We start from the raw sequence: 13540 nt of genomic DNA, 5'->3' as shown, positions 1-13540 counted from the left end.
ATGGGATGGAAGGAAGCCGCTGAACCGGTCCTGACGCGGATGCCCGCAGTGCAGCGTCCGGAAGGGCACGTGCCGTTCAAGCGCAAGCTCGCCTGGACGGCAGGGATCCTCGTGTTGTACTTCTTCCTGACGAACGTCACCCTCCTGGGGACGGCAAGTGGGGCGACTGACCTCTTCGGCGAGTTCCGTGCGATCCTCGCCGGTGAGCACGGCTCGCTGTTGCAGGTCGGTATCGGCCCAATCGTCACGGCGAGCATCGTCATGCAGTTACTTGGCGGTGCAAACCTCCTCGGACTCAACACCGACGATCCTCGAGATCAGATCCTCTATCAGGGACTGCAGAAGCTGCTCGTCATCGTGATGACGGCCCTGACAGCACTGCCGATGGTGTTTGCCGGCGGCTTCCTTCCAGCACAACCAGCCCTATCAATCGGTGGGCTGACGCTGGGAAGCTTCGAGGTCCAGTTGCTGATCTTCCTCCAGGTGTTCATTGGCGGGATCCTCATCCTGTATATGGACGAGGTCGTCAGTAAGTGGGGGATCGGCAGCGGGATCGGCCTGTTCATTATCGCCGGTGTGAGCCAGCGCCTCGTCGCTGGATTCCTCTCGCTGAACGAAGAGGGATTCTTCTACAGCTGGTATCAGATCATCACCGGCCAAATGAACGTGGACGTGCTCTCGAGTGATGGGCTGTTCTTCTTGCTCTCACACGAGGGTGGACAGATCGTCGCGCTGTTTACGACGGTCCTGATCTTCTCGGTCGTCGTCTACGCCGAGTCCGTCCGCGTGGAGATTCCACTCAGCCACGCCCGCGTCAAGGGTGCCCGTGGACGCTTCCCAGTGAAGCTCATCTACGCGAGCGTCCTGCCAATGATCCTCGTTCGCGCCCTGCAGGCGAACATCCAGTTCATGGGTCAGATCATCTACTCCCAGATGGGAGAGAGCATGCCAGCCGTGCTTGGAACCTACACTGACGATCAACCCGCCAGTGGGTTCTTCTACTACACCGCACCGATCTACAGTCCGGATGATTGGATGTGGTGGACTGCTGCCGTTTCGCAGGATGCCTGGCAGGTCATGATCCGCGTCTCCGTCGACCTGACGTTCATGATCGTCGGCGGCGCGATCTTCGCGATCTTCTGGGTCGAGACGACGAACATGGGTCCAGAGGCAACGGCCCGACAGATCCAGAACTCCGGGATGCAGATCCCCGGATTCCGACAGAACGTCGGCGTCATCGAGAAGGTTATGGAGCGGTACATCCCGCAAGTGACCGTCATCGGCGGCGCACTGGTCGGCCTGCTCGCCGTCATGGCGAACATGCTCGGCACCATCGGAGCTGTTACCGGAACGGGTCTGCTGCTCGCTGTCTCCATTACGTACAAACTGTACGAGGAGATCGCCGAGGAGCAGATGATGGAAATGCATCCGATGATGCGCCAGATGTTCGGCAAGGAGTAACCGCGCTGGGAGCAGCTCCCGGCTGAACACGTTCGTTTCTTTCTCTTCGTGTGAACAACCCGTCTCTAGGCACCTGTATGGGGTTGTGTTGTACCAATCACTCACCTCCTGAGAGCAACACAGTCCGTTCTGATCGGTTCGAACGGCTCTCGCGTGCCTCGAGTCGGACAGTGACGACAGCGTAGTGTGACGCTCGCTCGAGGTCTCGAGTGTGCCGACCACATACATGCCGGCTGTCTCGAGACATTGGTCACTGCACAGGTCGTGGTTGTCGACTGTGACCTCGATGACCGCTGTTGTGTGCCGTGTCGTCGTCTAGCCAAGTGGGAGTTCCTCACTGTGCGGTGGCAGTGCAGCACTGACTGTGTGATGAGTACCGTACGCAACACCGCAGACAGTTAGCCGTGCACGTGGCCCATACGTCGCTACCGATGGGGGAGAGATAGAGTGACTAAGTGGCCATCTGTACCAGAGAGTGATGGGGGTCGTCACTCGAGGCGATATCCCGTTCGGCTCAGAACTGCGTGTGAGTGTCTCGAGATCGCGACGTAGCTGTAATACTGACTCGGTAGCGTCCTGCAAAGTGAGTTGAAAGCTCCAGCCGAAAACAGTGTGTTCGGTTCGGTTTGCTCGCTGGTCTGGTCTCCCTGCGAGACGGGCTTACTGGATCGAGTAGCCCGCAGCGATGGTCAGCAACAGGACCATGAACACGGCGACGCTGACCATGTACGTGATTGCTCGAGGCTCTTCGATCAGGTGCTGGAAGTACGCGGCAATCAGGAGGGACTTGATGATTGCAAGGACGATTGTTCCCGCGAATGCCATCCAGTAGGAGAAAATCTCGGGGAACGAGAAGAAGACGAACTTGCCCGTCCCCAATGCCAGCAATGCAACGTAGATCAGGGTGTATGTTCGAATGTCAGCCATTGCTATTCTATGTGGGTGTCGCCCACTTATACCTTCCTCATGTCTCCGCTCGAGGGCAGAAACATGGCTTTTGGTGCAGTGACTGTCTGAACATGTACGGGTGGACGATTCGCGCTCCGTGCCATCACAACGGTACTTCTCTCGAGTTGTTCATAACCGGTCCGAGTCGGTGCTGATCAGTCGGCTCGGCGACCGAGAACACATAGTTGTGGATCATCGAGACGGCCTGTCTGGGCACACATTCCACTCAGAGTGTGGGCCATCGAGAGGTGTCACTAGTGTCTCGGACAGGAAACAGCAAAAAGACGACTGCGACGCGAGGTCGCTAGAACAGGTAGAACAGTGGGAACAGGAAGACCCACACGATGTCGACGAAGTGCCAGTAGAGCCCGAAGAACTCCACTGGACGGTGATCCTCGAGGTAGGCATCGATGCTCAGGATCCGGTAGATCATGAACACAGCGATGAGCATTCCGAGGAGGACGTGCAGCGCGTGCAGTCCCGTCGTCACGTAGTAGATCGAGTACTCGAGGCCGTACCACCAGTACTCGCCTTCGGCGAATTTGGCGCTGTACTCGTAGGCTTTGACGCCCATGAACGTCGTTGCGAGCAACAGCGTTGCGCCCATCGTCGCAAGCAGGCCTGTCTTGTTCTTGCGTTCAGCGAACACCAGCGCCAGGATGACCGTGAAACTCGAGGTCAACAGGATGTACGTGTTCAGGAGGCCGGCCCACTGGATCGTCTCGAGCGCCCAGGCGTCCCAGCCCATGTGGATGCGCATGAAGACGAACGCCCCGATTGCGGCACCGAAGACGACGATGTCCGAGGCGAGGAACACCCAGACACCAAGCTTCGTGTTGCCGACGCCTTCGAACGGCCAGCGTTCCGCGATGGCCATCTCAGGGGCGTTGAAGTCCTCAACACCGAACTTGAACAGCACGTAGGCGAGGATCACGATACCCAGTCCGATCAGGATTGGGTAGATGATGTTCGGCTCGTTCGACATGCCGACGAGGTTCTGTAGTGCGTCCTCAGTTCCGGTATCGGCAGCCGCTTGTTCTGCGAAGTTGATGACGTACGGCGTCAGACCGGAGAGTCCGAGGAACAACACGAATGTCCCGAAGCCGATCCCGAGTGGCCAGATGCTGGCGTGGTCGGCGTGTTCGCCGTCGCCGTGTGCGATCTCCTCGCCGGTCGCGTCGTGTTTCTGTGCGACGCCACCGTCAGTTGCGGCCGGCGAGTCCTCGACGAACTCGAGGCGGCCACTGGCGTAGCTTGGGCGGCCGGACCAGTTGTCAAGCGGTGGTGGGGATGGAATCGCCCACTCTGCGGTGCGGGAGAACTCCCATGGGTTGTCCGGTGCGTCGGGACCGGAGACCCAACTCTTTGCGAAGGTGTAGAACATGATCAGGAAGGACGCGCCGAGGATGAACGCCCCGACGGTCGCGACCTGATGGTAAGTCTGCATGCCGCCGTCGAAGTGGAAGACACGTCGTGGGGTTTCCCAGGCGAGGAACAGCGGGAAGTACAACATATTGAAGCCGATGAAGTAGACGGCGAAGTTGAGTTTCCCGAGTGCCTCGGAGTACATCTTTCCGGTGATTTTTGGCCACCAGTAGTAGAGGCCACCAACCAACGCGGTGACCCCGGAGACCATCACGTAGTGGAAGTGGGCAACGACCCAGTAGGTGCCACGGAACTCGTAGTCGAGCACGACGGCACCGAGGAAGACCCCGGTGATGCCGCCAAGGATGAACAACACGAGCGCGCCGAGGCTAAAGAGGAACGGCGTCGTAAACCGGACGCGTCCCTTGACCATCGTGTAGATCAGCGCGAAGACCATCAGGTCAAAGGGTAGCGAGATCCCGATGGTCGTCGCCATCATCAGCGTCTTGATCTCGAGGTTGATCGTCGTCAGGAACATGTGGTGCATCCAGACGAGGAACGACTGGACGGCCACGAGAACCATCGCGATGATGACCCACTTCCGACCGACGAGACGCCGACCACAGAAGGTCTGGAACGTCTCGAACATGATCCCCAGCGCGGGGAAGAAGACGATGTACACCTCCGGATGGCCGAAGAACCAGAACAGGTGTGCCCACAGCAGGCCCGAGCCCTGTTCGGTCGCGAAGTACTGCGTGATGAGCAGTCGGTCTGCAGAGAGCAAGAGTAACGCAGCGAGCAGTGCTGCGAACGCAAACAGCATCATCCAGACCGTCAGCAGCCACGACCAGGTGAACATCGGCATGTTCCAGAGGCCGAGGCCCTCAGCGCGCGAGCGGTGAATCGTTACGAGGAAGTTCACCGTCCCGACCGTGATCGAGAAGACAAACAGCATCAACGCAAGCACTGTTGCGGTGCCACCTGCCGTTGCTTCCATCGCGGGCGTGTACGTTGGTACGTTCAGCGGGGCGTACAGTGTCCAGCCACCGCTGTATGCGCCACCCTGGAAGAACGAAATCGCGAGGAGAATCCCCGAGAACAGGTAGAACCAGTAGCTCAGTGCGTTCAGTCGTGGGAACGCGAGGTCTTTCGCACCGATCTGGAGCGGCACGAGATAGTTCGCAAACCCGGTTGCGATTGGCGAGAGGAACCAAAAGACCATCAACAACCCGTGTGCCGTGACGGCCTGGTTGAACTGGTTCCCAGTCAGGAGGCCGATTCCGCCCGGCTCCCAGAGGTGGACGCGGAACAACAGCGCCATGACCCCGCCAAACAGCAGGAAGAACAGCGAGGTGGCGAGATACATGATCCCGACATCCTTGTGGTTCGTCGTCACCAGCCACCGTTTGATTGTGGTCTGTGGTGGAAGGTCACTCATTCGTCGTCACCCTCCTCTGTGTCCGATTCATCGTCCGTTTCCTCATCGTCTTCGTCATTCTCTTCTTCGTCATCCTCCTCTTCTTCCGCAGCGTCTGGGTCCTCGAGCGTGTAGCTCTCACTTGTTGCGCTCGTGAAGTCAATCGTATCCTCGACCGGTTCGAGGTCGCCGTCTTCGGGCGTAATGACGAGGTCGTAGTCGCCACCCTGACGGAACTCCGTAATCTCGAGGGTACCGTTCTCGAACTCGTCGGACTCCTCGGTGTAGGTGCCACTCAGGTCGTCCTCGAACTCGTCGTTCTCGACGTGTGCGAGTTCAAGTTCGAAGCCGTCGGTGAACGGCTCTTCGGCAGCGTCCTCGAGATCGATTGTCAGTGTGAACTGCTCGTCGAGCCACTCCTCGTAGCTGTCCTGACTCATGACTTCGACGTCATCGTCCATGCCGGAGTGACCGAAGCCACACAGCTCGAAACACTCAGCGCGGTAGTCGCCCGGTTCATCAGCCATGAACCAGGTTTCGTCGTACTCACCGGGGATTGCGTCAGCTTTCACCCGTAAGTCAGTAATCCCGTAGCTGTGCCAGACGTCGATTGAGGTCACCTCGAGCCAGACTGGGGTATCAGCCGGAACGACAAGGTGTCCGGGCTCGAGGCCGTTCTCGTACTCGTAGTTCCACGAGAAGGCTTGCCCTTCGACTTCGATTTCGATTGCGTCTTCGGGGTCCATGTCCGGCCCGTCTTCGACGTACAGCAGCATGCCGTACGTCCAGACGACGAGCGAGATAACGATGATGGCACTCAGCCCGAACGAGAGAAACAGTTTTTTGCCGCCCTTTCCACCTGTCGGTAGCTCCCCGACGGTTGGTAGGTCCTCGTCGTCGGGACGCTCGTCAGTGTCTCGGTACTTATACGCGTTATAGAGCGTATACGAGACCACGACGATACCGACGAGTGCACCGAGTGCGAGGAAGACCAGGAAGATATCCTCGAACACATCGATACGCGTCCGAACCTCCATCGGGATCATAATTGCACTGTAAATTGTGTTCACCTCTATTGAAAGCCGCTTATATGTCGGACGATGGTTGCCCGGGGCACTTATCTATTTGGAAACGGCCGTGTGTTCGGCCGACTCATCGGGTGGCCCGCAGCGATTTCGTCCGCGCAGTTCGATTCCCCGTTGTCTGTGCCTCGGGCGTTGAGTAGGAGTCAGTCCTCTTTTTTCTATCGGTGGGCTGGACTCATCATGGCGCTCCAAGGGAGTATTACGGGCCACAATCCGAACCTGTTCGGGACTCTCTCTTTCAAGTACTCAAAGACCCATCATATGTCCCATCAAAGACCCCGCTCAAAGTGTCCTCCCGCACTCGCGCGCAACACTATGACACTGATCGAAAGATTGTATAGTGTAACTCCCGTCTATTCAGTATGGCCGAAGAAGTACTCTTCAAGTTCGAACAGGACATGGACCGCAGTGATATCGCGAACTCGCTTCGAACCGTCGCCGACAGCCTCGAGGCCGGTGAACCAATCTCACTCGAGGCCGGCGGTGACTCCGTGACCGTCTCGCCACCACCGCGTCCAACGTTCGAGATCAAAGCCGAACGCGAGACCTCGAGCAGCGGTGGCGATGCCGAGCGAAGCATCGAGTTCGAACTCGAGTGGGACGAAGGCGATGACGGGTCTGCGGGTGGAGATAGCGGACTGACTATCGAGTAATTCGCTGTTAGATCTCAGTCACCCAGACGCGGCCGTTCTCGGGGAGGCCGTATACCTGACGGAACACCGCCTCAATGAACTGTGCAATTCGGTTCTGGTCGGCGTTTGCGCTGATTCGAACATTGATGCCGTCGATATCATTGGGACGAACGATATCATCGATTGTAAACGCTGCAAACTCCTCGAGAACCGTTTTGAGTTCCTCGAGTTCGTCGGCCGTGCAGTCGAGATTGATCGTTCCGTCGCCGAATTGTACCCAGGGGACGCCAAGTTCTGGGTCGAACGTGTGTGTACTCGAATCGTCGCCGTCACTCTCGCTTCCGTCTGCGTCCGTCTCGCCAGTTTTGAGGAGTTCGGTATCGACCTCGAGCGTCAGGTAGCCACTGCCCCGTTCGCGGTGGGCTGTAATGGCATCGGCGTACAGTTGCTGCCGATCAGCAGGCTCGGTGGCGTCGAATCTGGTCATACGGTATCCTTGTGGGCGTTTCTTTAAGCCTTTATGCGACGCCGGTGAACATCGGGGTATGGCACAACCACGACTGCTGATTATGGGTGCCCCCGGGGCAGGAAAGGGAACCCAGAGCGCAAAGATCACCGAGGAGTTCGACATCGATCACATCACGACCGGCGACGCACTCCGCTCGAACAAGCAGATGGACATCTCCGATATGGACATGGAGTACGACACGCCCGGCGAGTACATGGACCAGGGCGAACTCGTCCCCGACGCAGTTGTCAACGCCATCGTCGACGAAGCACTCTCACAGGCGAATGGGTTCGTCCTTGACGGCTACCCACGCAATCAGGAACAGGCCGAAGAACTCGAGGACATGACTGACCTCGACCTCGTGCTCTTGCTTGACGTCAGCGAGGACGAACTCGTCCACCGCCTGACTGGCCGCCGTCTCGACCCCGAAACCGGCGATATCTATCACGTTGAGTACGATCCGGCGGAGGATCCCGACGTCGAAGAGCGACTCGTCCAGCGCGATGACGACACCGAGGACACGGTCAAGGAACGGCTGCGTGTCTACCGAGAGAACACGGAGCCGGTCATCGACCACTACGAGGAGGCGGGACTGCTCGAGCGCGTCGACGGTGAGCAAGCGCCTGCGGACGTCTGGGAAGACGTGAAAGCGACTATCGAGGACGCAGCCTGAGAATACTGCTGTTTTAGTTATTTCTCACACCAATTTCATGGTGTGCGACATTGAGGTACGTCAATTGTGGCGGGAGTTCGTACTCCTCACTGTAGAGACTGATTTCGTTATCGATAAGCGCTGGATCATGTTCGACCGTGACGGACGACGAGTGAGCATCAAGTGAGCGAGCGACGATGGCACCGGTGACCTCTACGTTCGATTGCATACAGACCTGTGCCTGACATTCTGTCGGATACACTTCGTTTTCCTGTCCGTCCCATGGGGAATCTCGTGGTGCGTACAACGTTCCCTCGTAGGTAGTTCCACCCGTTCCAAAGCCGATATGTGCGTCTGACGTTCCGTAGAACTGGAGATTCGTTGCGTTCCCGTCAGTCACCGACACCTCGCCAGCATCGATGTGGACGTTCCCCGTCGTGTAGAGTTTCAACTCGTGGTCTGTCTCAGCAGCATCAGCAATGAGTTCGCCACTGACAGTTACGTTTCCATCGACGACGACTGTTGAATTCCCATCGGAAATGTCAAATTCCAGTCGATCCTCGCTCGCTATCTCGAGGTCGTCGTCAACCCAATAGGAACCAGTATCAGTCAGTGTTTGATCGGTTTCCGACAGTGACTGTGCGTCCTCTTCGCCGCTTTCGACGTCGTCGATGATGTCGTCAACGATTTCGTCGATAATTTCGTCGAGTTCAGGCATCGCTCCGGTTTCGATGTCCTCCTCGTCGATGTCTGCATTCTGATGGATATCATCATCCGTTGGCCGTTCTGCAAGCAGGAACCCATCTTCGTAGGCATCCTCAATATCGAGATAGCCGACCTGCACCTCGAGTGTTTGATTGTCGTGATCAACAGATTGAACGGAGGTGTCACCCGCTTCAGTCCGGAAGAACGATTCCCACCCGCGATAGTACTCACTCTGAATCGTTATCTCGACGCTCTCGTTTTCAACGACGTTTGCATCCTGAAACGTCTTTGTCTCATGTTTCGAAAACGTCACATCACCGCCACCGAGGCGGTCATCGCCAGTTGCCGTTACAACCGGAAGCGTGAGTGTTTGCGTGACCAGATCGTAGTGAATCGGCGGTGCCGACACGACCTGTGTCTCGTTTCCTTTCTCGCGGAACACCGCTCCCGCTTCGTACGCGAGTACCGTTCCATCAGTACTCTCGTATTCAATCGTCCCGATTGTCATATCGTCTATCGCATCGTCGTCCAGCGCATCTGAATTCACGGTAATGTTACCAGTCTCCTCGCGAACGACTGCCCCATCCTGTCCAACGTCGAGGTCAATCGTCCTCGAGATGTCGTTGCTCGAGGAAGCAGTCTGGAGTTGTTGACTGAGTTCGACGAATGCTCCTTCGACTCGCTCGTCTTCTGCTTGGTGCTCGAGGGACGCAACGGCATCTCCAGCGACGAAGAAGAAAGTGAGACTGAGTGTAGCCACCATACCGATCAATAGGACGACGCCGATGAGCGTAGACTGGCCACGAGTTTCTGAATCAGCCACGTCGTCCTCACGACGGAAAACCATGCACAGACCATGGAATATCCAATTAATAATAGACTCGTCTGATCAAATACTTTGGGACCGTTTACTACCGTCCACAGATAGATTTCATCAGGGAAGCCCCTGCCGAATACTGCATTTTAACGGTTTAATTCACAAAACTACAGAATAAATTGTTGGTGTTATTATATAATGGGGGCTACGGTAGTACGCCGACTTTGTCACTCAGATTTCTGTCTCGTCTATACTCGAGTGGTTATCCATAATACCGTGTCAATTACCCTGACCGTCTTCGTACGTGGAAACCTGGGAGATAAGCTGACATCAGTGGCAGTAAATTATTGTGCTGGCGAATCTATCTTGTTACTCAAGGTTGACTTCCGCAAAACGGATATCGAAATGATGAATCTCATTTTCATGAAGTTGGAATTCCATTATATTTGGTGTATCGAGGATCATACCGGGAAGAACTGGTGAAGCTGGATTTTCTTTGGGGTCTGAATTACAATTATCCGAGTCTCCCCCAACGTACAACTCGCCAGTGATGGTGCCACCATCACACGTTACGTCGCCTGCTACGTGAAGATCGTCGTTAATGCTATTCCTGATAGTTGCGTCTCCGTTAATATACGCGGTCATACTGATCGGTTCACCATCAAATTCCAAATCACCTAGCACGTGCAGACCATCACCACCGTTGAAGTTAGGATTACCGTTGATATTGAGATTGCCGGTAACGTAGACATCTCCGTCTAATGTGCCGCCTTTGACAGTCACATCGCCGTTGACGAACAAATCGCCGTGTATATTCAGTTCGTTTGTGATCGTCGCGTCTCCGTCGACCCAGATATCGCCTTTGACGACACCACCATCGATGTCGAGGTCATCTACGACGACGAGATCGTCTTCGATGGTCGTCCTTTGGATATCGGCACCGTCTTCAACGAGTAGCGATCCGGAGTGGTCGCTCCAAGGATCTTCTATGGTAGCAGAGCCTTTCACGAGTAAATCGTCATCGAACAACCCGTCGGGATCGCCGTCAACGTGGAGGTCTCCATTGTGAACTGCCCCATCGTGATTTTCGAAATATGTTTCGAGAGGGCTGCCAGGAACGTTCGTGGTGGCGTATGGTGCTTCTCCCTTGAGCGTCTCATCGTAGTACAGATTGAAGTAGTCATCAACGTTACCCCGACCAGGATTACCCGCGCGCTTGATGTCGTCAACTGTGACGCCTCCGTACAGATTAAATTGGGGAGAATCGATTTCGAGGGTCGATTCCGTCCCGTAGAGTAAGCCAGTCATCGAGACCTCATCGTTGATGTTGACATCATCCTTGACGAAGACGGACACCTGATCACCCTGATGTGGTCCATCTGTTCGGATTGTTGAGTCAGTGAGCGTCAATTCTCCGTGGACATGTATATCGAGTGCATCATTAGCCAGGACGTCGCCGTCTTCGATTTCGAGGTCGCCATCGACTATCAGTATCGATTGGTCAGTTACCTCGATATCGCCCTTGAGCGATTCGGACCCGTCAGTATAATAGATACCACCTGTCAGATCAGTACCGCTGGCATACGTTTCTACCCCAAGGATATTCGTAACATCGTTAACATCGATTAACAATTCTGTCGTTGGTGTAGGTTCGGGGATTTCGTCGACTTGGTCGGCACCCTCGGTTATCGTAACATGAGGTGGCCCGTCGTTGACTGGTTCTCCAGAGGAAATTAGTTCACCTCGTACCATTAGGTCACCACCAACATTTCCGCCATCCGCGTCGACCGCAACCGTTGCCTTATTACGTGGATTGTTTTTGTCGTATTCATTATTGTCGTAACTTTCAACATGCGTATCTGGAATGTCGTTCAAACCAAACGACGACTCATCAGATAGTCCTACGCTCAAAGCATACGTAATGTCACTCGCTCTTGAGTCTTCGATATCATACTCAACGGTTACGACCCCGTTATGCTCGGAGACGGTTGCGTTTGCAGCATCAAATTGATGTTTCCACTGTTCAGAATACTCACTCTCAATTTCGATTGTGAGAGAGTCATCAGGATCAAGTGTCGGTGTATTCACAGTCTGTGGTCGAATTTCGCCGTCGAAACTCCCGCTGTCTTCATAATTGATGATAGTTGGGAGTTGAACCATCGAATGGCCGTCATTGAATTGGAAGTGAGGGGAATCGATAACTTGCCCATCTTCGACAACTAACCCTCCCTCGTAGACGATTTCGTTGTGGCGCAGTTGTCCTGTGTTCGTCTCCGAGACATTGGTTCCATCCTCGTACACCGTTATTTCCGCCCCTTCCGAAAATTCGAATTGGCTCTGCAAATTAGCCATCGAATTCGGATCGTTGGACTGGAGCGATGTATCGATACGTTCTGAAATCGACTCAAACTCGTTGTGCGTCTGTTCTGACTCCGACTGTCCTTCAACTGCACTCAGGGCCGTCGAACCAACGGCGACAACAGCAGTTGCACTCACAAGAACGAACCCTATCAGCAGTACAACGCCGACAAGTTCCGCACCCCCTCTAGAATTTGTCCAACTCTTTGGAATCCCAATGTTGTTTCCACTGCTTCCTTCCCAATTCATTGAGTGTCTGTTAATTCTCATTGATATTAAAGTGTAGGGTACCAATACATGTTTAATTACTGTTTGTATTCGTGGGATTAAATATGTGGCTGAATATTGGTTTTCGCGTCAGCTCTAATCCGAGAATAACGAATTAAGCAGTCTATGTCGAACATAACTATTGTTGACAGATTACCTTATAGATATTAATAGGTGAGGGACTTGAGTAGTGTGAGAAGTAGAATATAATTACGGCAGACTATCCATACGCTTGCTGTCCGCCAGTACTGGTAGTCCTACGACATCAAGACAGCAGTCCGTCTCAGTTCAACTCGTCGGCAATGCTCCACCCGAAGATAAACACTTGTATACCGGACGTACCCTAGCACAAATCAGATGACGCGTACAGCCGAGAAAATCAACGCCCTCGTCCGCGAGGATTCTGAGATGGACGGTGCCCTCCAGGCCATCCGCGAGGCGGCCGACGAGAACGGCGGGGAGGTCCAGTGGCAGGACGTCAATGACGACCTGACGAGCGGACAGTGGGGTCGGCTGATTGAGAAAGGAGTGCTGGTCGATGGGACCGAAGGGTTCGAAATCGCCGACCGCGAGGCCTACGATGAGGCACTCGACGGTGATGGCACCGATGGTGACTTGCCCGGTGCAGACGTCGATATTGACCCAGAGGAGTCGAAGTGGTCTCAGTGGGATAAGCTGGCTGCGGTTGGCTCCGTCCTGTTGATGGTTGGCTACTGGTTCGATTCCGTCCGCGATACGGTTGGAACCACGCTCGATGTCGCCCTCGCACCGCTTGACGCGGCGCTCCCGTTCTATGCCGTGATTCTCTCCGTTGCCCTGCTGACTGGCCTGTATTCGACGCTGTTGCAGGCGAACCTGATGAATCCGGAGATCATGGGCAAGTACCAACAGCGGATGAAGGCCATGCAGGAAAAGCAAAAGGACATCCGCGAACGCAAAAAGGAAGCCGAAGAGCGCGATGCAAGCGACGCAGAAATCGAGCGCATCGACAACGAGATGGAACGCGCTCGCGAGGAGCAGATGGAAGCGATGGCCGATAACCTTGGCATGTTCAAAGAGCAGTTCCGCCCGATGGTCTGGATTATGCTCTTTACCATCCCACTGTTCCTCTGGATGTACTGGAAAATCCTCGACGGTCACGTCGCCCCAGCCGAACTGACGATGGTCATGCCAATCGCTGGCGAGGTCGACCTCCACAGAGGACTGATCGGTCCAATGTGGGGTTGGATTGTCTGGTACTTCCTCTGCTCGATGGGCTTTACGCAACTGCTGCGAAAGTCGCTCAACATCGATATGACGCCCTCGGGGACCTGATCTCGAGCGCG

At 55.2% G+C, this 13540-nt stretch carries 10 protein-coding genes; 4 read left to right on the top strand and 6 right to left on the bottom strand.

From position 1 onward, the window contains the following. On the top strand, positions 1–1461 hold the full coding sequence (gene secY, locus B2G88_RS07980) for a preprotein translocase subunit SecY (protein ID WP_087714475.1): 1461 nt from the start codon (positions 1–3) through the stop codon (positions 1459–1461). A gap of 660 nt (positions 1462–2121) precedes the next feature. Here secY and B2G88_RS07975 read toward each other — a convergent pair. The 3 genes from B2G88_RS07975 to coxB form a co-directional block, all read right to left on the bottom strand. After that, entirely contained in the window at positions 2122–2388 is a 267-nt protein-coding gene (locus B2G88_RS07975) for a cytochrome C oxidase subunit IV family protein (RefSeq protein ID WP_054863420.1), read from the bottom strand. A 325-nt stretch (positions 2389–2713) separates the two neighbouring features. Continuing rightward, the gene (locus B2G88_RS07970; RefSeq protein ID WP_087714474.1) at positions 2714–5212 is read right to left on the bottom strand and encodes a cbb3-type cytochrome c oxidase subunit I; all 2499 of its coding nucleotides are present in this window, start codon (positions 5210–5212) and stop codon (positions 2714–2716) included. Next, the gene (gene coxB / locus B2G88_RS07965) at positions 5209–6228 is read right to left on the bottom strand and encodes a cytochrome c oxidase subunit II (protein ID WP_087714936.1); all 1020 of its coding nucleotides are present in this window, start codon (positions 6226–6228) and stop codon (positions 5209–5211) included. Before coxB ends, B2G88_RS07970 begins: the two co-directional genes overlap by 4 nt. 410 nt (positions 6229–6638) lie before the next feature. On the opposite strand from coxB, the gene B2G88_RS07960 reads away from it, so the two are divergent. Then, on the top strand, positions 6639–6929 hold the full coding sequence (locus B2G88_RS07960; protein WP_054863421.1) for an amphi-Trp domain-containing protein: 291 nt from the start codon (positions 6639–6641) through the stop codon (positions 6927–6929). Between the two features lie 7 nt (positions 6930–6936). On the opposite strand, the gene B2G88_RS07955 is transcribed toward B2G88_RS07960, so the two are convergent. Beyond that, the gene (locus tag B2G88_RS07955) at positions 6937–7395 is read right to left on the bottom strand and encodes a hypothetical protein (protein ID WP_087714473.1); all 459 of its coding nucleotides are present in this window, start codon (positions 7393–7395) and stop codon (positions 6937–6939) included. Positions 7396–7453: 58 nt separating this feature from the next. On the opposite strand from B2G88_RS07955, the gene B2G88_RS07950 reads away from it, so the two are divergent. After that, positions 7454–8089, top strand: a complete 636-nt coding sequence (locus B2G88_RS07950) for an adenylate kinase (RefSeq protein ID WP_054863422.1) — start codon at positions 7454–7456, stop codon at positions 8087–8089. A 13-nt stretch (positions 8090–8102) separates the two neighbouring features. Here the strand turns inward: B2G88_RS07950 and B2G88_RS07945 are convergent, their stop codons facing one another. Together B2G88_RS07945 and B2G88_RS07940 are read right to left on the bottom strand one after the other, a co-directional pair. After that, positions 8103–9620, bottom strand: coding sequence for a DUF7289 family protein (locus tag B2G88_RS07945; protein ID WP_054863423.1), 1518 nt, complete (start codon positions 9618–9620; stop codon positions 8103–8105). A 339-nt stretch (positions 9621–9959) separates the two neighbouring features. Then, complete coding sequence (locus B2G88_RS07940; protein ID WP_176393201.1) at positions 9960–12197, bottom strand: DUF7289 family protein; 2238 nt, start codon at positions 12195–12197, stop codon at positions 9960–9962. A 375-nt stretch (positions 12198–12572) separates the two neighbouring features. Here B2G88_RS07940 and B2G88_RS07935 point away from each other — a divergent pair, with 375 nt between their 5' ends. Then, positions 12573–13529, top strand: a complete 957-nt coding sequence (locus B2G88_RS07935) for a DUF106 domain-containing protein (protein ID WP_087714472.1) — start codon at positions 12573–12575, stop codon at positions 13527–13529. Positions 13530–13540: the final 11 nt, after the last annotated feature.

Source organism: Natronolimnobius baerhuensis, from assembly GCF_002177135.1.
Classification (GTDB): domain Archaea; phylum Halobacteriota; class Halobacteria; order Halobacteriales; family Natrialbaceae; genus Natronolimnobius; species Natronolimnobius baerhuensis.
Note: the sequence above shows the minus strand (reverse complement) of the source record. Positions and strands in the feature narration are given on the sequence as shown.

What these genes read in the sequence shown, in the direction of transcription:
- B2G88_RS07940 (WP_176393201.1), bottom strand. Translation starts at nt 12,197, where the DNA reads ATGAATTGGGAAGGAAGCAGTGGAAACAACATTGGGATTCCAAAGAGT.
- B2G88_RS07945 (WP_054863423.1), bottom strand. Translation starts at nt 9,620, where the DNA reads ATGGTTTTCCGTCGTGAGGACGACGTGGCTGATTCAGAAACTCGTGGC.
- B2G88_RS07960 (WP_054863421.1), top strand. Translation starts at nt 6,639, where the DNA reads ATGGCCGAAGAAGTACTCTTCAAGTTCGAACAGGACATGGACCGCAGT.
- B2G88_RS07970 (WP_087714474.1), bottom strand. Translation starts at nt 5,212, where the DNA reads ATGAGTGACCTTCCACCACAGACCACAATCAAACGGTGGCTGGTGACG.
- B2G88_RS07975 (WP_054863420.1), bottom strand. Translation starts at nt 2,388, where the DNA reads ATGGCTGACATTCGAACATACACCCTGATCTACGTTGCATTGCTGGCA.
- B2G88_RS07955 (WP_087714473.1), bottom strand. Translation starts at nt 7,395, where the DNA reads ATGACCAGATTCGACGCCACCGAGCCTGCTGATCGGCAGCAACTGTAC.
- B2G88_RS07935 (WP_087714472.1), top strand. Translation starts at nt 12,573, where the DNA reads ATGACGCGTACAGCCGAGAAAATCAACGCCCTCGTCCGCGAGGATTCT.
- coxB (WP_087714936.1), bottom strand. Translation starts at nt 6,228, where the DNA reads ATGGAGGTTCGGACGCGTATCGATGTGTTCGAGGATATCTTCCTGGTC.
- B2G88_RS07950 (WP_054863422.1), top strand. Translation starts at nt 7,454, where the DNA reads ATGGCACAACCACGACTGCTGATTATGGGTGCCCCCGGGGCAGGAAAG.
- secY (WP_087714475.1), top strand. Translation starts at nt 1, where the DNA reads ATGGGATGGAAGGAAGCCGCTGAACCGGTCCTGACGCGGATGCCCGCA.